Source organism: Bacillus cereus group sp. BfR-BA-01356 (assembly GCF_022663635.1).
GTDB classification, from domain to species: domain Bacteria; phylum Bacillota; class Bacilli; order Bacillales; family Bacillaceae_G; genus Bacillus_A; species Bacillus_A cereus.
Genome location: NZ_JAKUFX010000012.1, coordinates 1 through 21,451, shown reverse-complemented (window position 1 = coordinate 21,451; position 21,451 = coordinate 1). Strand labels below are relative to the sequence as shown.

The following is a 21,451-nucleotide window of genomic DNA, read 5'->3' as shown; positions in this document are numbered from 1 at the left end:
TGAAATGAACAATAAGGAAGCTAACAATAGTTAGCTTCCTTATTTTATGGAAAGGGATGAAACCATTTGGTTTCATCCCTTTCTTTTTACTATAAAAATGGAGGAAACGTCATGACAGAGTATAAAAGAATATTGTTGCCGTTACGACAAGAGAAAATATTAGTAATAGCAGCTGTATGTAGTGGGATAATTGCTGCCATTTTAAATTTATCACGCCCAATTTTCATGGGATTAATTGTAGACAATCTTATTCAAAGAGAGCTAAAAGGTGCGTATTTATATATAGCTTTATTTGCGGGTAGTCGCTTTTTAATGTGGGCGAACAATCTTTTATTTGATTATATAAGTTCAAAAGCGAGTCAACGTATATTACAAACGAAACGTATAGAATTATTGCGTCACTATTTCTCATTACCGTTTGAAGAGAGTGAGAAGATTAAGCAAGGAGAGTTAGAAACTTTGGTCGTGTCTGATATTCCGAACTGGGTCAGATTATATGGCTCTATATTAATAGAATATATACACGCTATTGCCCAATTTATTGGAGCTTTCATAGCACTACAACATATAGATATACAGTTTATATTGTGGGTAACTCCGTTTTTATTTTTAAGTACAATTGTTCCAATACTGATGGGAGAAAAGGTAAGAGATATTGCAAGCGTTGCTCAAAAAAATCACTCAAGTGTTGTAGAGATGGTGTCACAGTTTGTAAAGGGGATACAAGATTTGCGGAGTTTACAAAAAGAAAAATGGGCAATTCGCTTATTTAAAAGAGTAACGGCACAATCGTATAAATCGGAAGTAAAGAAGACGATGATGCAACATTGTATTGGAGTAGTTGGAACGGTGATTGAAACAGGAGCATATATCCTTGTTCTCATTATAGGTGCACAAAAAATAATGAGGGGAGAAATAGAAGTTGGTTCACTCATTGCAGTGTTAGCGACAATTGAGATGCTCTTTTTCCCTGTCCATTATGTGGGCGATTTATTAATAATGACACAAGTTGCAGTCGCTTCGGCAAATAGAACTTTTTGCTTTTTAAATAAACGAGCAGCAGATAACAATGTAGAAAGAGCGATGGGTATCAGGATAACAAATGTTTCATTTCAGGAGAATGACGAAGAGAAATGCAGAATTCGTAATATTGATTTGCAAATTCGTCCTGGTGAACTCGTTATTATTGTGGGAGAAAGCGGTGCAGGAAAAACAACGCTTTTAAAGTTAATAACGGGCTTGTATAAACCATCTAACGGTAGCATTGCTTATTATGGTAATGAAGCTCGTATGACTACAGTTTGGCAAGAACCACGTTTTTTCCGAACGACGGTAACAGAGAATATGTATTTCGGGGAAGAGTGTTTAGAAAATCAGTTAGAAAAAAATAGTGAACTTATAAATGTAACGCCGATTATTAGAGGGTTACCTGAAGGGAGTCAAACTGTGCTACATAAAAGCGGTGAAGAGCTTTCAGGAGGCGAAAGAAAACGTCTCGCATTATTGCGAGCGATTGTATCAAATCCAACTCTTATTATTTTAGATGAACCGACGGCTGGGTTAGATCCAGGCAATCAAGAACTGGTTTGGAATATGATTGAAGGGATAGGAAGAGATGTAACGAGAATTGTGGCAACACATGATGTAGAGAAAGTGATACTAGCGGATCGTGTTGTCATAATGAGAGAAGGAAGTATTGTTGCATGTGGAAGTCCTGAAGAATTAATAAATAGTCATTCATTTTGAAAGAGATGTGAATAAAGATAAGAGCAGTGACCTTATCTTTATTCAACATCATTTATTTGATATTGGATAGATTCTGAATGATTTAGATCTACGTTAAAAGTAGCAGTCATAAGGAAAGTTGCAATTCCAAGGATTAAGAAAAGGACGAATGAGACTAGAGAGATGTAAAGACAAATACGCCCTATGTTCTTTTTTTCAAGATCGTTACTAAAGAGTGAAATGATCCATGTAATAATACCGATTGGGTATAAAAGAAAACTAAGAATATATAATGTTATTTTTTCGAATGAATTCATAAAAAATCCCCCTTTTGTTGAAGTTTATATAAGTACGAAAGTAAAAAGGTGAATGGGCCCATAAGAAGATAAACAACACTTCATCTGTTTTTCTAATTATATGATAAAAAGGAAAAAATTACACCTTAAATAAGAATATTCTAATTATTTCGACTCTGAATATTTCCAAGCTTGTCCGTATAAGCTAAAATAAGGTATATAGTATTTTGATGAATGTGTTAAAAGAAGATAATACGTTAGGGTGATATAAAATGTGGCGGAAGCTTACGATTATTGTAGTGTTACTTTGTTTAGCGGGATACGCAGCTTATGAACAGTTTGGTAATAAAGAGCAGGCGGTAAAAGTGAAGCAAGAAAAAAGTGAAGCTGCGATGAAAGAGATTATCGCAAGGAATGGTATTGAAATAGGGAAGAGTGCGCCAGACTTCGAATTAACGAAGTTAGATGGAACGAATGTAAAGCTATCAGATTTAAAAGGAAAGAAAGTGATTTTAAACTTTTGGGCAACGTGGTGTGGACCTTGCCAACAAGAAATGCCGGATATGGAGGCTTTCTATAAAGAACATAAAGAAAACGTAGAAATTTTAGCAATCAACTATACGCCTTCAGAAAAAGGTGGGGGGGAAGAAAAGGTAAGCAATTTTGCTAAAGAAAAAGGAATTACTTTTCCTATTTTATTGGACAAGAACATTGATGTGACAACAGCGTATAAAGTAATTACGATTCCAACTTCGTATTTTATAGATACAAAAGGTGTCATTCAAGATAAGTTTATTGGGCCGATGACGCAAAAAGAGATGGAGAAAAGGGTTGCTAAATTAAAATAATGGTGAAAAGGTAGAGGTGGAGAGTTCCCATTTCTGCCTTTTCTTTTTCAAGTAGTAATAACTTCATGATATGATGTAAGAAATATAATCGTTTAGAGATAAAGGAGTGTATGGAGTGGGGAATGTATCCTTACCGTTAGATTATGTTGTAATTGATTTTGAAACAACAGGATTTAACCCTTATAATGATAAAATTATTCAAGTTGCAGCGGTGAAATATCGTAATCATGAACTGGTAGATCAATTTGTTTCATACGTGAATCCAGAGCGGCCAATTCCGGACCGAATAACGAGTTTAACCGGTATTACCAATTATCGTGTTTCAGATGCACCGACGATTGAAGAGGTATTACCTTTATTTTTAGCATTTTTACATACAAATGTTATTGTGGCCCATAATGCTTCTTTTGATATGCGCTTTTTGAAAAGTAATGTAAATATGCTAGGGCTACCTGAACCTAAAAATAAAGTAATTGATACTGTATTTTTAGCGAAGAAATACATGAAGCAGGCGCCTAATCATAAACTTGAAACGTTAAAGCGAATGCTTGGAATTCGTTTAAGCTCTCATAATGCATTTGACGATTGCATTACGTGTGCTGCTGTTTATCAAAAGTGTGCAGCTATTGAAGAAGAAGGACAGAGAAAAGTAAATAAGGTCTCACTTGATGAAATCGTAGTATACGAAGCGGTGAAAGAAATGCTTGCACGTAATAAACGTAATGTAGAATGGCTACGTTGTATGAATGTAGGAAGTTATTTAGATATAAAAGCTTTTTATCCAGTTATGAGAGTAAAGGTAAAAGGGCGAAAGAAATATGTATTAACAGAGATATTAGAAGAAGATGTGAAAGAAATATGTACAAGTTTAAAATGTGAACCGGCGTTAAAAAGTGAAGTTGGTAATACGAGAATTATGCTTAATAGCTTAGAGGATGTTATGAAATTAGAAAGTTATATTTTAGAGCAGTATGATTTTGTATTACAGGCGCTTCATGATTATAAAGAAAATGAAATGAATGCAGATGAAAAGTTGAAAGGGTATTTAAATATTATGGTATAAAAAACTCCGTGTGCAATATATTGTACACGGAGTTTTTTTAGGAGTACTAAAACATAAAATTTTCTTGCAAATCTGATTAAAGAGTTTTTTGTTTGCTCATACTATGTAATAAGAAAGCGAAGGAGAGAGGGTGAACAACATGAGAAGAAGTCGCCGTAAATCGTTTGAAGAACTTGTAAATGAAAATAAACAACAATTATTAAGCGATCGTGATGCAATTGATCGCATTGAAGAGCGCATTGAAAAACGTTATGAAATGAAACTTTTTAAGCAAGCTGAATAATTCTTAACACTAGTACGATACTAGTGTTAAGGAGGCGATAGTAATGGGTAATCCGAAAAAAAATTCAAAAGACTTTGCACCAAATCATATTGGAACACAATCGAAAAAAGCTGGTGGAAATAAAGGAAAGCAAATGCAAGATCAAACAGGTAAACAACCGATTGTTGATAATGGTTAAAGAAAAGGAGAATATTACATTCTCCTTTTTTATGTATAAATTTGAGGAAAGATAGGTAATTTAAGATGGTGTGTATATACAATATTAGGAGGGAAGTACATGCCAAATCCAGATAATCGAAGTGACAACGCTGAAAAGTTACAAGAAATGGTGTAAAATACAGTTGATAACTTTAATGAAGCAAAAGAAACAGCGGAACTTTCTAATGAAAAAGATCGTGCTGCTATTGAAGCAAAAAATCAAAGACGTTTAGAAAGTATTGACTCATTAAAAAGTGAAATCAAAGATGAATCTTAACAAAATGTACAAAAAGGGCTGACTTTTGTCAGCCCTTTTTCGTAATCGTAAAATTTTCAACGAGTAAACGCCAATTTTGTGGGAATGGTAAACCGATTTTCCAGTAACTAATACCACCTATACCTTGTTCTTTCATTAAATTGAATTTACTTTGAACAGACCGTGAATCTTCAAACCAAACTTCGTGTTGCACGCCGTTTTCATCAAAATAATTAAAATGAGGAGCTTGGGCTGTGAAATCATAACGAATAGGGACATTATATTTACGAGCTAGTGCAACAGCTGCGACAGAGCTAATTGCTTTTGCGGGTGGATTTCCTTGTTTAAATGGAAGCTTCCAATCAAACCCGTATAAATTTTGCCCCATCATAATTTTTTGTGGAGGCATTTGAGATTTTGCATATTGAAGTACTTCTTTCACTGGACCGATAGGAGAAATCGCCATCGGTGGACCGCCTTGCCATCCCCAGTCATATGTCATAATGACGACGAAATCAACAATTTGCCCTTGCGCTTTATAATCGTGAGCTTCGAAAAATTTTCCCTTTTGATTTGAACTTGTTTTCGGTACGAGAGTTGTGCTCAATGTGTACCCGCTAGGTAAGCGTGTTTTTACATTTCGTAAAAAGCGATTATACGCCTCGCGGTCTTCAGGTGCTACACTCTCGAAATCGAAATGAATGTCTCGCATGCCATATTTCTCAGCTGTTTGCAAAATGTTAGTAATAAATTTGTTTTGAATCGTTGCGTCGCGTAAAATAACTGATGTTAGATCGGCACTGAAATTACCATTTTCAATATTTGTAATAACGAGCATAGGGATTGTTTTACCTTGCGTTGCAATATTAGCAATTTTAGCTGTTTCAGTAGGTTCTTTTAATGTGCCATCTCTTTTTGCCTCAAAACTAAAATAGGCTAAGTATGTTAAAAATGGATTGATGGCGCGTGTCGCATTAACTAAACTCTCTTTAATCGGTATAGTTGAAGGTTGTAAATAAGTGATGGATTCTACAGCTCGTTTTGTGCCTTTTGGTACATATAATTGTTGTCCGACATGGAGAATAGATTTTAAAGATAAATTATTAACTTTAGCTAAACTAGCGAGGGGGACATTATATGTTTGAGAAATTCGATATAGGCTGTCACCAGGCTGTACATAATAATTATTCCCTTTCGTATTAACGATAAGTGCCTGACCAACAACGAGCGTTTCAGCTGGATTTAATCCATTGTCTTTTACTATTTCGTCAGGTGTTGATCCATATTTTGATGCCAAGCTATATACGCTATCACCACTACGAACCGTTACAATTTGAATCATATGCTGGCTCCTTTCGGGAAAAGATTCACTATTTTTATTTTATTTTTGATGTCACTGTATTATGATTAAATGTATGCAAGGTAGCAGAAGTGAAAGAAGGCGAATACATATGTTTGTAGCAGAACATGAAGTTGAAATCCGTTATGCGGAAACAGATCAAATGGGTGTTGTTTACCATTCAAACTACTTAGTGTGGCTTGAGTTAGGTCGCACGAAACTTATACAAGATTTAGGTTTTTCATATGTTGAAATGGAGAAAGAAGGAATTATTTCTCCTGTGTTAGATTTACAAATTTCATACCGTAAAGCGATGCGTTACGGAGAAAAAGCAATCGTAAAAACATGGGTAGATACTGTGAGCCCACTTCGCGTTGTATATGGTTATGAAATATATAATGGTGATGGTGAACTGTGTATTACTGCAAGCACAACGAATATTTGTGCGAAAAAAGAAGGGTTCCGCCCTGTATCATTTAAAAAGTTATATCCTGAGTGGTATGCGAAATATGAGGAAATTAAGAAAAAATAAAAAAGCGTGGCAGAAGCCACGTTTTTTTATTTTTCATAATTAAATTGTGGGAAGTCGTCACCTTCGTTAAGTGTAACAGATAAATTATGTCCATCGAAGAACCATTCATCATCGCCTTCAATAAAGAAATTAATACCTTCTTCTTGAATTTGAACAGCAGGATGTGCAGGATCATCTTTACGAATACCTAAAGAAAGTCCTTTTTGCACAGTACTGCAACCACCGTATTGTACGAAAAAGCGTAGTGTTTCATTTGATTGTAAGTTTAATTCAGTTTTATACCATTGTGCTGCTTCTTTTGTTACGGAAAGATTCATGTATAGTTCCTCCAAATTATGTTGCTTTTTCTTTAGTATAAAAAATAACGCAAAAAGACGTATTAATATGCTTCACGTTTTCTTTTTGCGTTATGTGGGTTACGATCTTATTTTTGCTTTTTTGAAAAGTTTGCTTTTGGTTCAGTTTTATTTATAATTCGTCCGATATTTGCACGGTGTTTATAAATAACCATACCTGCTAATAAACACATCGCAATAATGAAGATTTTATCCCCGCTAACAATGGATGCAATAACAGCAACAACTGCTGTTACCATAGAAGAAAGTGATACGTATCTTGTTGTAAATAAAAGGGTGAAAAATACAACAGCCAATATTGCAAAAACAACTGGTGAATAGCATAATAGCACCCCAGCAGAAGTTGCAACTGCTTTACCACCGCGGAATTTCGCGAAGATTGGATAGACATGTCCAAGAACAGCCGCTAACCCGAACCATAGTGGATGAATATCTAACCCGAAAATCATTGGTAGACTTGTTGCTAATGTCCCTTTTAAAATGTCAGCAATTGTAACGGTAAAACCTGCTTTTTTCCCTAATGTGCGGAATGTGTTTGTTCCGCCTAGATTACCGCTCCCGTGCTCACGAATATCGATTCCGTAGCCGATTTTTCCAACAACTAGTGCAAATGGAATCGAGCCAAGTAAGTAGGCAACGATAAATAAAAGATATGTAGTAACCATAAGTTCAGTCTCCTTTATTCAAATGTGTTGATAAAGGGTAAAAAGAGTTTTTCCCGTATATTGTACCATACATTTGTAAAGAGCACATTTCTTTTTTGTAAATGAAAAATTCATTATTTCGTGAAAAAAATTTCACAGTAATGTTACATTTCTCACAGAAACAGTAAGACTATATGTAGTAACATTTTAATCAAAAGATAACAACATATTGGTGGAGGGTTATAAATGTTACAAAATAATACACGTGGAGAAGAAGAATTAATGAAAGTGTTTGAGACAATAGTCCACGGCAATGAACAAGATTTGATGCAAGAAAATGCAAATGTAGACGGCCGCTCTCCAATGGGCGTAATGGGAACGTTCGCATCTGAGAGTGCAAAATATTATGCTGTTGAGAATTTATTGTCAGATCAAGTGAAAAAAGCCATAAATGAAAATATATTATATCCACATGATTTAGATTTTTATGCAACAGGAACGACGACTTGTTCACAAATTCCGTTAGCGCAAATGCTTGCTAATGGTTTTCATACTGGACATGGACATATGAGACAACCGCAAGACATTAAAAGTGCATTGGCTCTTTCGTCTATTATTTTTCAAGCGAATCAAAATATGCAGCATGGTGGTCAATCGTTTGCACTCTTTGATATTGATTTAGCACCTTATGTACGAAAAACAATTGAGAGACATAAAAAACGATTACAATCATATCCGCTTACGAAAGAACAAATAGAAGAATTTGCATGGGAAGAAACGGAAAATGATACGTATCAAGCGTGTGAGGCTTTCGTTCATAATTCGAATAGTATGCATAGTAGGGGCGGAGGACAAGTACCGTTTATTTCTATTAATTATGGAACAGATACATCAAAAGAAGGAAGAATGTTAATTAAACAACTTTTAAAAGCGACACAAGCTGGACTTGGTAAAGGGGAGACACCGATTTTTCCGATTCAAATTTTCAAGATGAAAAAAGGTGTGAATTTTGAAGAAAGTGATCCGAACTACGATTTATTTGAATTAGCATTAGAGACAACGGCTGAACGATTGTTCCCTAACTTTTCATTTTTAGATGCTCCGTTTAATGCAGTACATTATGATGGAAGACCAGAAAGTGAAGTATGTTACATGGGATGTCGTACCCGTGTTATGTCTAATATACATGGAGAAGAAACAGCGATTGGTAGAGGGAATTTATCATTTACGTCTATTAATTTAGTGAAATTAGCGTTAATTAGTGGTTCAAAAGAAGCGTTTTTTGAAGCGCTAAACTATTATTTAGATTTAGGAATTAAGCAGTTATTAGAAAGATTTGCGTATCAATGTACGAAGCGAGCAAGAGATTTTCAGTTTTTATATTCACAAGGTGTATGGCGTGGTGGAGAAACGTTGCAGCCTGAAGACTCCGTAGCCTCGATTTTAAAACAAGGGACGTTAAGTATTGGTTTTATCGGTCTTGCGGAATGTTTAGTAGCTTTAACAGGAAAGCATCATGGGGAAGATGAAGAATCATGGAAACTTGGGTATGAAATTATTTCCTTTATGAGAGATAGAATGGATAAAGCGACAGAAGAACATCAACTGAATTTCTCAGTAATTGCAACTCCAGCAGAAGGATTATCAGGGAAGTTTGTGAAAAAAGATAGAAAAGAATTTGGCGTGATTAGCGGTATAACGAACCATAATTACTATACGAATTCATTCCATATTCCAGTTTATTATAACATTCAAGCGATAAATAAAATCCGTTTAGAAGGCCCGTTTCATGCTCTATGTAACGGGGGACATATTACTTATATTGAACTAGACGGAGCAGCAATGCATAACAAAAAGGCATTAAAACAAATTGTACAAGCCATGGCAGAACATGGCGTTGGATACGGTTCAATTAATCATCCTGTTGACCGTTGTAAGTGCTGTAGTTATCACGGGGTTATTGGGAATGAATGTCCAAGTTGCGGGAATGAAGATGAGGCTAATATAGAAAGAATTCGCCGTATAACAGGCTATCTTGTAGGAGATATGTCAAAGTGGAATAGTGCGAAACGTAGTGAAGAGATAGATCGGGTGAAACATAAATGAAAGTGATGAATATTATTCATGATAGTGTAGTAGATGGAGAAGGATTGCGGACAGTCGTGTTTTTTGCGGGCTGTCCGCATCGTTGCGTTGGTTGCCACAATCCGAAATCGTGGAATATTTGCAACGGAACGGAAATGACAGTAGAAGAAATTGTGAAAGAGATTGCAAGTAATCCATTAACTGATGTAACATTTTCAGGTGGAGATCCATTTTTTCAAGCTGCTGAAGTGAAAATGGTAGCAAAAATCGTGAAAGATTTGAAAAAAAACCTATGGATGTATACAGGTTATACGTTAGAAGAGATACAGAGTTCTCAAAATAATGATATGATAGAGTTGTTACATTATGGGGATGTTTTAGTCGATGGAAGGTTTGAAATTGAGGAAAAAGATTTAACACTTCCATTTCGCGGAAGCTCCAATCAACGTATTATTCGATTGAAAGAGTAAAAAGGCGGGATAGATTATATGAATAAAACAGTATTGCTTGTTGAAGATGAAAGAAGATTACGTGAAATTGTTAGTGATTATTTTCGTAATGAAGGCTTTGAAGTAATCGAGGCAGAAGATGGAAAAAAAGCGTTAGAGTTATTTGCAGAGCATGAAATTGATTTAATTATGTTAGATATTATGTTACCGGAAATAGATGGATGGTCTGTTTGTAGAAGAATTAGAAAAGAATCAGCAGTACCAATTATTATGTTGACAGCACGTTCGGATGAGGATGATACATTGCTAGGTTTCGAATTAGGTGCAGACGAGTATGTAACGAAACCATTTAGCCCGAAAGTATTAGTAGCTCGCGCAAAGACGTTATTGAAACGTGCGGATGGTGCGGTAGGAGTAGCGGAAGAAAATGCTATGTCTTTAGCTGGAATAGAAGTGAATCGTCTATCTAGAACTGTTTTAGTAGATGGAGAAGAAATTATATTGACACATAAAGAATTTGAACTTCTTGTGTATTTAATGGAGAACAAAGGAATTGTGTTATCACGTCAACATTTATTAGACCAGTTATGGGGATATGACTATTACGGTGATGACCGAACGGTTGATACCCATATTAAAAAACTTCGAAATAAGCTAGGAGATAAAGCGAAGCATATCGGTACTGTTATTCGAGTTGGTTATAAATTTGAAGAATAATCTAGAACGATTTGTGTAATTTAGCCTAGGGAAATGGTAATTTTATACTCTCTTTTGAAGGTGAAATGTACAAAAAATACTTTTTTTGTCTACAATGTTAGATAAGTGTATTTTTTTAATTGGATTTCACGATGAGTTCACAAGAAGGACACAAAACGTGACTATACTGAAAATACGAATTCACCAGAGAGGGGAAATAAAACATGGGATATTACGACGGACCAAATTTAAATGAAGAGCATAGTGAAACGAGAGAAGTGAGAAAATCAGGTAGTAAAAAAGGCTATTTCTTCACAGGTTTAGTGGGAGCTGTAGTCGGAGCGGTTTCGATTAGTTTTGCAGCACCATATATGCCATGGGCTCAAAATAATGGAGCGCCAGTATCGTCATTTAGTTCGGATTCAAAAGTAGAAGGTACTGTAGTTCCTGTTGTAAATAAAGCGAAAAATGAAACTGATTTACCTGGTATGATTGAAGGGGCGAAAGATGTTGTTGTAGGTGTTATTAATATGCAACAAAGTGTTGATCCATTTGCAATGCAACCGACAGGTCAAGAACAACAAGCCGGTTCAGGATCAGGTGTTATTTATAAAAAAGCAGGAAATAAAGCATATATTGTAACAAACAACCACGTAGTAGATGGAGCAAATAAACTTGCTGTGAAGCTGAGCGACGGAAAGCAAGTTGATGCGAAATTAGTTGGTAAGGACCCTTGGTTAGACTTAGCGGTTGTTGAAATTGATGGATCTAATGTAAATAAAGTTGCCACTTTAGGTGATTCAAGTAAACTTCGTGCGGGTGAAAAAGCCATTGCAATCGGTAATCCACTTGGATTTGATGGAAGTGTAACGGAAGGTATAATCAGTAGTAAAGAACGCGAAATTCCGGTTGATATTGATGGGGATAAACGACCAGATTGGCAAGCACAAGTTATTCAAACGGATGCAGCGATTAATCCAGGTAATAGTGGTGGTGCATTATTTAACCAAAATGGTGAAATAATTGGGATTAATTCAAGTAAAATTGCACAACAAGAAGTTGAAGGAATTGGATTTGCTATTCCAATTAACATCGCAAAACCAGTTATTGAATCTCTTGAAAAAGATGGAGTAGTAAAACGTCCAGCTCTTGGAGTAGGTGTTGTTTCACTAGAAGATGTGCAAGCTTATGCAGTCAATCAATTGAAAGTACCGAAAGAAGTAACAAACGGCGTTGTATTAGGTAAAATTTACCCAATATCACCAGCTGAAAAAGCTGGTTTAGAGCAATATGATATTGTAGTAGCATTAGATAATCAAAAAGTAGAGAATGCTCTTCAATTCCGTAAATATTTATATGAAAAGAAAAAAGTAGGCGAGAAAGTAGAAGTTACATTCTACCGTAACGGTCAAAAAATGACGAAATCGGCTACTTTAGCAGATAATTCAGCTACAAAGAATCAATAATCGAAATAAAAGAAAGTCTCTTTCATATTGAAAGAGACTTTCTTTATCGGCTATACTAAAGGAATAGGAGGGATTAATTATGACAATTGAAAACCCAACTCGTACGGAAATTGGTGAAGTGTTAAAGAAAAGCAAAACAATTGCGGTTGTTGGATTATCAGATAAGCCAGAACGTACATCGTATATGGTTTCAAAAGCAATGCAAGATGCTGGATACCGCATTATTCCAGTTAATCCAACAGTAGATGAGGTGCTCGGAGAAAAGGCAGTTTCTTCACTAAAGGATATTAAGGAACACGTTGACATTGTAAATGTATTTCGTCGCTCAGAGTTTTTAATGGATGTTGCAAAAGAATTTGTAGAGATTGATGCAGATGTTTTTTGGGCACAATTAGGAGTACAAGATGAGGATACATATAAACTTTTAAAAGAAAAAGACTATACTGTAATAATGGATCGTTGTATTAAAGTAGAACATGCGATGACAAAATAGTATAGATTTAAAGGTAGAAAGATTGATTCAGCCCTCATTATAGATAAGTAGGGCCGATGAACGAGGTGTTCATCATGAGATTTTTTAAAGGCTGTTTTTGGGGATTGTTATTTGTAATCCCATTTTGGATCTTGATCATTTGGATCATAATAAAGGTTTGGAATGTGTAATCTTGGAATACATATCCATTTCTCGTTGACAAACGATTATTTTTCTGAAATAGTAGCCTAGAGGAATCCTTGTGAGAAAACAAGGATTTTTCTATTGAAGATGGTATATAAAAGAGATAAGATAACTTGCCAAAACTATAGTCGAGGCGTTATTCTATAATAGAAACATATGTTCTGATTTTGGATTAGGAAAGGGGCAAGGAGTTTGGCGAAGCATCAGTTCCAATATAATGAAGATGCGATTCAAGTGTTAGAAGGACTTGAAGCCGTTCGAAAACGCCCGGGTATGTATATCGGGAGTACGGATAGCCGTGGATTGCATCATTTAGTATATGAAATAGTAGATAACTCCGTTGACGAAGCGTTAGCGGGATTTGGCGACGAAATTTCAGTCGTAATACATAAAGATAATAGTATTAGCGTTATAGATAAAGGGCGAGGAATGCCTACGGGAATGCATAAACTTGGGAAACCTACACCTGAAGTTATTTTAACTGTACTTCATGCAGGTGGTAAGTTTGGTCAAGGTGGTTACAAAACGAGTGGTGGTTTGCACGGTGTTGGGGCATCGGTTGTAAATGCCTTATCAGAATGGTTAGTCGTAACGATTAAGCGTGACGGAAATATTTACGAACAACGCTTTGAAAATGGCGGTGTTCCTGTAACGACGCTTGAGAAAATCGGGAAGACGAAAGAGTCTGGTACTACGATGCATTTCAAACCAGATACAACGATTTTCAGCACGACAAATTACAATTATGAAACATTATGTGAGAGATTACGTGAATCTGCATTCTTATTAAAAGGAATGAAAATCTCGATAAAAGACGAACGTAATGATTTAGAAGATATATTTCATTATGAAACAGGAATCGAAGCTTTCGTTTCATATTTAAACGAAGAAAAAGATTCAATTCACCCGGTTGTATATTTCACTGGTGAACAAAACGGGATTGAAGCAGAACTAGCATTCCAGTTTAATGATGGTTACTCAGAAAATATTCTTTCGTTTGTAAATAACGTACGTACAAAAGATGGTGGAACACACGAAGCTGGATTTAAAACAGCGATGACGCGTGTGTTTAACGAGTATGCTCGTAAAGTAGCACTATTAAAAGAAAAAGATAAAAACTTAGAAGGTACAGATATTCGTGAAGGTGTAGCGGCTATCGTTTCGGTACGTGTACCAGAAGAAGTGCTTCAGTTTGAAGGGCAAACGAAGGGGAAACTAGGTACAAGTGAAGCGCGTTCTTCAATTGATGCCATTGTATCTGAGCATTTAGCATACTTTTTAGAAGAAAACCCTGATGTAGCTACACTTCTTGTGAGAAAAGCAATTAAAGCAGCACAAGCCCGTGAAGCAGCCCGTAAAGCAAGAGAAGAAGCGCGTAGTGGTAAGAAAAAGAAAAAATCAGAAGGTACGTTAAGCGGGAAATTAACACCTGCACAATCACGTAACCCGCAAAAAAATGAACTGTACCTAGTAGAGGGTGACTCTGCCGGTGGTTCTGCGAAACAAGGACGAGACCGACGTTTCCAGGCCGTATTACCGTTACGTGGTAAAGTAATTAATACAGAAAAAGCAAAGCTTGCTGATATCTTTAAAAATGAAGAGATTAATACAATCATTTATGCGATTGGCGGCGGTGTAGGAAATGAATTTGATGTTGAAGATATTAACTACGATAAAGTTGTAATTATGACCGATGCCGATACGGATGGGGCTCATATTCAAGTATTGTTATTAACGTTCTTCTACAGATATATGAAGCCACTTATCGAAGCTGGTAAAGTATTTATCGCACTTCCTCCTTTATACAAAGTAAGTAAAGGAAAAGGTAAGAGTGAGGTAATTGAATACGCTTGGTCAGATGAGGAATTAGACGGTGTAACGAAAAAAGTTGGAAAAGGCTATATGTTACAACGTTATAAAGGACTTGGTGAAATGAATGCGGATCAATTATGGGAAACAACAATGAATCCTGAAACGCGTACATTAATTCGCGTGAAAATTGATGATGCAGCAAGAGCAGAGCGTCGCGTTACAACATTAATGGGCGATAAAGTAGAACCGCGCCGTAAATGGATTGAACGTAATGTACAGTTTGGTATGCAAGAAGAAGGAAATATTTTAGAAAATGAAATGATTATGGAGACGGAGGTGGAATAACATGCAAGCAGAGAAGTTTCATGACCTCCCGCTTGAAGACGTGTTAGGTGATCGCTTTGCACGTTATAGTAAATATATTATTCAAGATCGTGCACTTCCAGATGCACGTGATGGCTTAAAGCCAGTACAAAGACGTATTTTATATTCTATGTATGTAGAAGGTAATGTACATGATAAAGCGTTTCGTAAATCAGCTAAAACAGTAGGTAATGTTATCGGTAATTATCATCCACATGGAGATTCCTCTGTATATGAAGCAATGGTACGCTTAAGCCAAACTTGGAAAGTACGTAATGTTTTAGTTGAAATGCATGGTAATAACGGTAGTGTTGATGGGGACCCAGCGGCAGCGATGCGTTATACGGAAGCTCGTTTATCACCAATCGCATCTGAATTATTACGTGATCTTGATAAAGAAACAGTTGAATTCGTGTCAAACTTTGATGATACGAGTGAAGAACCAGTTGTATTACCAGCAGCGTTCCCGAATTTATTAGTGAACGGATCTACAGGGATTTCCGCTGGTTATGCAACAGAAATTCCTCCGCATCATCTTGGAGAAGTTATTGATGCTACAATGATGCGTATCGATAAGCCAAATAGTACTGTTGACGATTTATTAACAGTTATGAAAGGACCAGATTTCCCAACAGGCGGTATTATTCAGGGGATTGATGGTATTAAAAAGGCGTATGAAACAGGTAAAGGTAAAATTATTATTCGCGGAAAAGCAGAAGTTGAAACAGTGCGCGGTGGGAAACAACAAATTGTAATCACTGAAATTCCTTACGAAGTGAATAAGGCAAACCTTGTAAAGAAAATGGATGAATTACGTCTAGATAAAAAGTTAGATGGTATTGCTGAAGTGCGTGATGAGACAGATCGTACTGGTTTACGAATTGTTGTTGAATTAAAGAAAGAAGCAAACTCCGAAGGTATTTTAAATTATTTATATAAAAATACAGATTTGCAAATTCCATATAACTTTAATATGGTAGCGATCAATAATCGTCGTCCAACACTTATGACATTACCGAAAATTTTAGATGCTTATATTGGACATCAAAAAGAGGTTATTACGAGACGTTCGCAATATGAATTAAGAAAAGCAGAAAATCGTCAACATATTGTAGAAGGTTTAAAGAAAGCATTATCGATTTTAGACCAAGTAATTGAGACAATTCGAGCTTCAAAAGATAAACGTAACGCGAAAGATAATTTAAGTGCAAAATTTGGCTTTACAGAAGCACAGGCAGAAGCAATTGTTTCCTTGCAATTATATCGCTTAACGAATACAGACATTACGGCGTTACAAGAAGAAGCAGATGAGCTTAATAAGAAAATTATTGAGCTACAGGCAATTTTACAAAGTGAAAAAAGATTACTTCAAGTAATTAAAACAGATTTAAAGAGAGTTAAGAAAACATATAGTGATGATCGACGCGCGATTATTGAAGATCAAATCGAGGAAATTAAAATCGATGTAGAAGTGATGATCCCACAAGAAGATGTCATCGTTACTGTAACGAAAGAAGGATATGTGAAACGTACTGGATGGCGCTCACATAATGCCTCAAACGGCAAAGACTTCGGTATGAAAGAGGGTGACATCTTACTTGAACGATTCGATACGAATACGACAGAGACAGTCCTCTTATTTACGAATAAAGGAAACTATATATATCTGCCAGTATACGAAATGCCAGATATTCGTTGGAAAGATTTAGGTCAGCACGTTGCTAATATCGTTTCACTCGACCGGGATGAAACAATCATTTGGGCAACGGTTGTACCGAACTTTGAGGAAGAAAAACGATTTATCGTATTTGTAACACGAAATGGTATGATAAAGAAAACAGAATTAAATCAATATAAAGTTCAGCGTTATTCAAGGGCATTCGTTGCTGTAAACTTGAAAAAAGATGATGAAGTTGTCGATATATTTGCGACAGATGGAACGAGTGATATTGTTCTTGCTACACACGGTGCATATGCACTTATTTTCCATGAAGATGAAGTAAGTCCAGTCGGTGTAAGAGCTGCTGGTGTTAAAGCAATTAATTTAAAAGAAGATGACTATGTCGCTTCTGGTAAACCGTTAAATGGTGACAAAGATCAACTTATTCTCGTAACACAGCGCGGTGCTGTAAAACGTCTAAAAGCATCAGAAATTGAAAAGTCAACGAGGGCGAAACGCGGTCTTGTTATTTTCAAAGAATTAAAACGTAATCCGTACCGCATTGTCGGTATTGAAATTGTTCGGGACGATGAATTAGTTTACATGAAGACAGAGAAAAACATTGTAGAAGAGATTGATCCGAAAGCGTATCGAAATAAAGACCGGTATAGTAATGGTAGCCTTGTGCTAGATGTTAATGATACTGGTGAAGTAGTAGAAACGTGGACGAAGAAAAGACCAGAATAAAGAGGGCATCTTGCTATGAATAGTAGCAAGATGCTTTTTTCTAGGCAATTTATTATGTAAATAATAATAATCTTGTTATAATAACTGAATGAAATCGTTCTCATAAAGTGAAACTTTAATCAATGGGGAGTTTCTTCATCCTCACTGATTATTAGTTGAACCAATCGGGCTTTAACAAGCAGTTGATTCCTCACCTAATGCCTTAGCTTTCACTGAATTTTGAGTTAGGAATCTTACTGCCCGTTAAAGCGGGACAAATGGAGGGGCAACATGAAAAAAATAGGTGTAGGGATTGTAGGATATGGTTTTTCTAGTACGACATTTCATATCCCACTATTACAAACAATAGAAGAATATGATATTCGTGCTGTATTATCCTCAAAAGAAGAGGTAGTAAAAGAAACATTACCAAACGCTAATGTTGTTAGTACAATTGATGAATTGGTGAAGCGAGCTGATGTTGACTTAGTTGTTATTACATCACCTAATACAACTCATTTTCCATATGTAAAAGAAGCAATTTTAAAAGGTAAGCATGTTGTTGTAGAAAAACCATTTGTTGTCTCAATTGAAGAAGGAGAAGAGCTTATTTCATTAGCAGAGCAGCATAATGTAATGTTAAGCGTATATCATAATCGTCGTTTTGATAATGATTTCTTAACAATTAAGAAATTGTTAGGAGAAAACAGAGTAGGGAATGTATACGCATATGAATCGAATTTTGATCGTTTCCGTCCACATGTACGTGATCGATGGAGAGAAAAAAATCTACCAGGATCCGGTATATTATACGATTTAGGATCGCATTTAATTGACCAAGCGTTATCAATATTCGGGAAACCAGATGCGATAAGTGCAGATGTAATAAAACAACGACCAGGTGCAGAGGTGGATGATTATTTCCACATAGTACTTCATTACGGAGTTAAACGTGTCATTTTACGTAGTAGCAGTTATGTGAAAAAAGCTGGACCGCATTTTATAGTGCATGGAGAGAAAGGTTCTATCGTGAAGTACGGTATGGATTCGCAGGAAGAGCAATTAAAAAATGGAATGAAGCCAGGTGATAACGGTTATGGAGTAGACGATGAAGAGAATTTTGCTACTTTAGAAACAGAAGAAAGCTTAGAGCGTATTCCAACAGAAGTCGGTTGTTATGACAATTATTATAAAGGTGTACGAGATAGTATATTAAATGGTGAGGAACTACCTGTAACAGCAAAAGAAGGTTTAGATGTTATTAAACTGATTCAATTAGCGATTGAAAGTAGTGAAAAGGGTAGAGTCATTTCTATAAAATAAAAAAGACACGAAATTCGTGTCTTTTTATTTTTGTGGAACAGAAAGACCATAGAAGAACATCGTAACGATATCTTTTATATGTTTTTCCCGATCTCCTTCAAGAAGTTGTGCTCCAAATTCATCACCTAATTTTGTAAACATTTGAATGTAAAGTAACATCATTTCTTTAGTAAGGTGTGGATTAATTTCGTTTTTGCGCTGAGCTCGTTCTAATATTTCTAAATACCAGGGTAGGATTTTTTCATTTTGATAACTATAAATAAACTTACGGAGTTCTTCGTCCCTTTGCATCATTTGTAGTAACATATCAGGTTGAAATAATCCGCCAGTATTCATTTTTCTTACAATCATTTTTTGCATCATATCATGAAAAGGTAATTTTTCTTCTGCAAGCTCTTTATAATATTGAAATTCAGATATGATAAATTCTTGTATAAGCTCCCTAAATAACGCATCTTTACTTCCGAAATGATTATAAATTGTAACTTGAGAAACGTTTGCTTCTTTTGCGATATGTTCTATTTTCACTTCATTAAATCCACGTTCTGAAAATAATACGAATGCTGCTTCTTTAATGGCACGCTTTTTCTTTTCTTTTACTCTTTCAAAGCCGTTCAATGCAATCACCTCACTTAAAATATACAAGAAAAAATAATGGAAAACAATAATTTTGAAATATGGACTAATAAATATTTCAAAAAGTTGTTGCGAATATGGAAGATGAGGAGTACAATAATTTTGAAATATCACACATTAAATATTTCAAAAAATGAGGTGGAATTATGATTTCAGTTCAAGATGTCACAAAACAGTTTTCGAACGGAAAAGGTTTGTTTCATATTACATTTGATGTAAAAGAGGGAGAAGTATTTGGTTATTTAGGACCGAATGGTGCCGGGAAATCAACGACGATTCGTAATTTAATGGGATTTATAAAACCGACAACTGGTAAAGCGACAATTTTTGGATTAGATTGTTGGAATGAAGCGGCGAAAATTCAAAGGGAAGTTGGTTACTTACCGGGTGAAATTTCTTTTATTGAAGGAATGAACGGATTAGAGTTTTTAAAATTAATGCAAGGAATGCGAGGATTAAAGGATACGAAAAGACGAGATGAACTGATAGAGCGTCTGCAATTTGATGTGAAAACACCGATTCGCAAAATGTCTAAAGGAATGAAGCAAAAAGTAGGGATAGTCGCTGCATTTATGCACGATCCAGAGGTGTTAATTTTAGATGAACCAACATCTGGACTTGATCCACTTATGCAGCAAGTATTTATAGATTTAATATTAGAGGAAAAGCAAAGAGGAAAAACAATCCTAATGTCATCACATATTTTTACTGAAATTGAGAGAACTTGTGATAGAGTAGCTATTATTAAAGATGGTCGACTCGTAACGGTTGAAAATATTCACGATTTACAAAGTATGAGAAGACAGGTGATAGATGTAACAGTATCATCACAAGAAGAGATTGAGTCCCTTACAAAGTGTAATTTGCAATTTGAAGCGGTAAAAGGCAGAGAGGCATCTATCATTGTACAAGGAAACTATCAAACTGTTTTACAAACACTTTCAAACTATAATGTAACGGCACTTCAAACGAGAGCGATGGATTTAGAACATTTATTTATGCATTATTACGATAAGAAAGAAGGGGTAACGCATGAATAAGCAATTATTTTTAGCTAGTTTGAAAGAAACACAAAAAAATATTTTGAGTTATGCGTCTGGTGCAGCTTTATATCTGTGGTTATTAATTTGGATATTCCCGTCAATGGTATCAGCGAAAGGGCTAAATGAATTAATAGCTGCCATGCCTGATAGCGTGAAAAAAATCGTTGGTATGGAAAGTCCGATTCAAAACGTAATGGATTTTCTAGCGGGCGAATACTATAGTCTATTATTTATTATCATTTTAACAATTTTTTGCGTAACAGTTGCGACACATTTAATTGCTCGTCATGTAGATAAAGGCGCAATGGCATACTTGCTAGCAACACCTGTATCTAGAGTGCAAATTGCGATTACACAAGCTGCTGTTCTCATATTGGGACTTCTAATTATTGTATCTGTTACGTATGTAGCTGGGTTAGTAGGTGCAGAATGGTTTTTACAAGATAATAACTTAAATAAAGAATTATTTTTGAAGATAAATGTAGTCGGAGGGCTCATATTTTTAGTCATTAGTGCGTATTCATTTTTCTTTTCTTGTATATGTAATGACGAAAGAAAAGCACTAAGTTATTCAGCGAGTTTAACTATCTTATTTTTCGTATTGGATATGGTAGGGAAGTTAAGTGATAAGTTAGAATGGATGAAAAACCTATCATTATTCACGCTGTTTCGTCCGAAAGAAATTGCTGAAGGATCATATAATATATGGCCGGTAAGTATAGGTTTAACTACTGTAGCGCTTTGTATTTTTATCGTAGCGATTGTAGTATTTAGGAAGAGGGATTTACCGTTATAGAGTAGAAAGTCCACTGAGAAAGTGGGCTTTTTTTATTTGTAAATTTAAACTAGTATGTTTATTGCATCCCATGCCCATCAACTTAAAAATCTTCACTACCCCCAAGTGTAAAAAAACGTTATTCTTTCTAAAAAAGCTAGACTAGAAAGGATGACGTTTTCTTATGAATCTCTCGATTCA

21 protein-coding genes and 1 pseudogene are annotated in these 21,451 nt (G+C 35.5%); 17 read left to right on the top strand and 5 right to left on the bottom strand.

What is annotated here, in order from left to right; translation table 11 throughout:
- The first annotated feature begins 111 nt into the window (after positions 1-111).
- Positions 112-1,746, top strand: a complete 1,635-nt coding sequence (locus tag MR168_RS06880) for an ABC transporter ATP-binding protein (protein WP_103597469.1) — start codon at positions 112-114, stop codon at positions 1,744-1,746.
- 38 nt (positions 1,747-1,784) lie between these two features.
- Here the strand turns inward: MR168_RS06880 and MR168_RS06875 are convergent, their stop codons facing one another.
- Entirely contained in the window at positions 1,785-2,042 is a 258-nt protein-coding gene (locus MR168_RS06875) for a hypothetical protein (RefSeq protein ID WP_016123225.1), read from the bottom strand.
- A gap of 251 nt (positions 2,043-2,293) precedes the next feature.
- On the opposite strand from MR168_RS06875, the gene MR168_RS06870 reads away from it, so the two are divergent.
- The 5 genes and pseudogenes from MR168_RS06870 (at position 2,294) to tlp (ending at position 4,690) form a co-directional block, all read left to right on the top strand.
- Positions 2,294-2,869 (top strand): redoxin domain-containing protein, encoded by a 576-nt coding sequence (locus MR168_RS06870; RefSeq protein WP_000269083.1) that lies wholly within the window; start codon positions 2,294-2,296, stop codon positions 2,867-2,869.
- Between the two features lie 115 nt (positions 2,870-2,984).
- Positions 2,985-3,932, top strand: a complete 948-nt coding sequence (locus MR168_RS06865; RefSeq protein WP_086412232.1) for a 3'-5' exonuclease — start codon at positions 2,985-2,987, stop codon at positions 3,930-3,932.
- A gap of 139 nt (positions 3,933-4,071) precedes the next feature.
- The gene (locus tag MR168_RS06860) at positions 4,072-4,215 is read left to right on the top strand and encodes an FbpB family small basic protein (protein ID WP_001254699.1); all 144 of its coding nucleotides are present in this window, start codon (positions 4,072-4,074) and stop codon (positions 4,213-4,215) included.
- A 43-nt stretch (positions 4,216-4,258) separates the two neighbouring features.
- The gene (sspN, locus tag MR168_RS06855; RefSeq protein WP_000527987.1) at positions 4,259-4,393 is read left to right on the top strand and encodes an acid-soluble spore protein SspN; all 135 of its coding nucleotides are present in this window, start codon (positions 4,259-4,261) and stop codon (positions 4,391-4,393) included.
- A gap of 99 nt (positions 4,394-4,492) precedes the next feature.
- Positions 4,493-4,690: pseudogene (tlp, locus tag MR168_RS06850) on the top strand (small acid-soluble spore protein Tlp).
- Between the two features lie 28 nt (positions 4,691-4,718).
- Here the strand turns inward: tlp and MR168_RS06845 are convergent.
- The gene (locus MR168_RS06845) at positions 4,719-6,011 is read right to left on the bottom strand and encodes a glycoside hydrolase family 18 protein (protein WP_086412231.1); all 1,293 of its coding nucleotides are present in this window, start codon (positions 6,009-6,011) and stop codon (positions 4,719-4,721) included.
- Between the two features lie 109 nt (positions 6,012-6,120).
- Between MR168_RS06845 and MR168_RS06840 the strand changes: the two genes are divergently transcribed.
- Positions 6,121-6,540: an acyl-CoA thioesterase gene (locus MR168_RS06840; RefSeq protein ID WP_000495812.1), complete on the top strand. Its 420-nt coding sequence runs from the start codon at positions 6,121-6,123 to the stop codon at positions 6,538-6,540.
- A gap of 26 nt (positions 6,541-6,566) precedes the next feature.
- Here MR168_RS06840 and MR168_RS06835 read toward each other — a convergent pair whose 3' ends face one another.
- Entirely contained in the window at positions 6,567-6,857 is a 291-nt protein-coding gene (locus MR168_RS06835; protein ID WP_001054455.1) for a HesB/YadR/YfhF family protein, read from the bottom strand.
- Positions 6,858-6,964: 107 nt separating this feature from the next.
- Entirely contained in the window at positions 6,965-7,561 is a 597-nt protein-coding gene (gene plsY / locus MR168_RS06830) for a glycerol-3-phosphate 1-O-acyltransferase PlsY (RefSeq protein WP_000258974.1), read from the bottom strand.
- Between the two features lie 225 nt (positions 7,562-7,786).
- Here plsY and MR168_RS06825 point away from each other — a divergent pair, with 225 nt between their 5' ends.
- The 8 genes from MR168_RS06825 (at position 7,787) to MR168_RS06790 (ending at position 18,796) form a co-directional block, all read left to right on the top strand.
- The gene (locus MR168_RS06825) at positions 7,787-9,646 is read left to right on the top strand and encodes an anaerobic ribonucleoside triphosphate reductase (RefSeq protein WP_000940063.1); all 1,860 of its coding nucleotides are present in this window, start codon (positions 7,787-7,789) and stop codon (positions 9,644-9,646) included.
- The gene (gene nrdG, locus MR168_RS06820) at positions 9,643-10,095 is read left to right on the top strand and encodes an anaerobic ribonucleoside-triphosphate reductase activating protein (RefSeq protein WP_000867081.1); all 453 of its coding nucleotides are present in this window, start codon (positions 9,643-9,645) and stop codon (positions 10,093-10,095) included. Before MR168_RS06825 ends, nrdG begins: the two co-directional genes overlap by 4 nt.
- An 18-nt stretch (positions 10,096-10,113) precedes the next feature.
- Entirely contained in the window at positions 10,114-10,791 is a 678-nt protein-coding gene (locus MR168_RS06815) for a response regulator transcription factor (protein WP_001044679.1), read from the top strand.
- 203 nt (positions 10,792-10,994) lie between these two features.
- Complete coding sequence (locus MR168_RS06810; RefSeq protein ID WP_000542646.1) at positions 10,995-12,236, top strand: S1C family serine protease; 1,242 nt, start codon at positions 10,995-10,997, stop codon at positions 12,234-12,236.
- 79 nt (positions 12,237-12,315) lie between these two features.
- Positions 12,316-12,729, top strand: coding sequence for a CoA-binding protein (locus tag MR168_RS06805; protein WP_000151390.1), 414 nt, complete (start codon positions 12,316-12,318; stop codon positions 12,727-12,729).
- Positions 12,730-13,104: 375 nt separating this feature from the next.
- Positions 13,105-15,069: a DNA topoisomerase IV subunit B gene (gene parE, locus MR168_RS06800; RefSeq protein WP_001062199.1), complete on the top strand. Its 1,965-nt coding sequence runs from the start codon at positions 13,105-13,107 to the stop codon at positions 15,067-15,069.
- Between the two features lies 1 nt (position 15,070).
- The gene (gene parC / locus MR168_RS06795; RefSeq protein WP_001147470.1) at positions 15,071-17,494 is read left to right on the top strand and encodes a DNA topoisomerase IV subunit A; all 2,424 of its coding nucleotides are present in this window, start codon (positions 15,071-15,073) and stop codon (positions 17,492-17,494) included.
- 270 nt (positions 17,495-17,764) lie between these two features.
- Positions 17,765-18,796 carry an oxidoreductase gene (locus MR168_RS06790; RefSeq protein WP_000719783.1) on the top strand — a complete coding sequence of 344 codons (1,032 nt, stop codon included), beginning with the start codon at positions 17,765-17,767 and terminating at the stop codon, positions 18,794-18,796.
- A gap of 24 nt (positions 18,797-18,820) precedes the next feature.
- Here the strand turns inward: MR168_RS06790 and MR168_RS06785 are convergent, their stop codons facing one another.
- Positions 18,821-19,423: a TetR/AcrR family transcriptional regulator gene (locus tag MR168_RS06785; RefSeq protein WP_002024578.1), complete on the bottom strand. Its 603-nt coding sequence runs from the start codon at positions 19,421-19,423 to the stop codon at positions 18,821-18,823.
- 155 nt (positions 19,424-19,578) lie between these two features.
- Here MR168_RS06785 and MR168_RS06780 point away from each other — a divergent pair, with 155 nt between their 5' ends.
- Positions 19,579-20,472: an ABC transporter ATP-binding protein gene (locus tag MR168_RS06780; protein WP_000626577.1), complete on the top strand. Its 894-nt coding sequence runs from the start codon at positions 19,579-19,581 to the stop codon at positions 20,470-20,472.
- Entirely contained in the window at positions 20,465-21,271 is an 807-nt protein-coding gene (locus MR168_RS06775; protein WP_001041419.1) for an ABC transporter permease subunit, read from the top strand. The genes MR168_RS06780 and MR168_RS06775 overlap by 8 nt, the downstream gene beginning before the upstream one ends.
- Positions 21,272-21,451 lie beyond the last annotated feature (180 nt).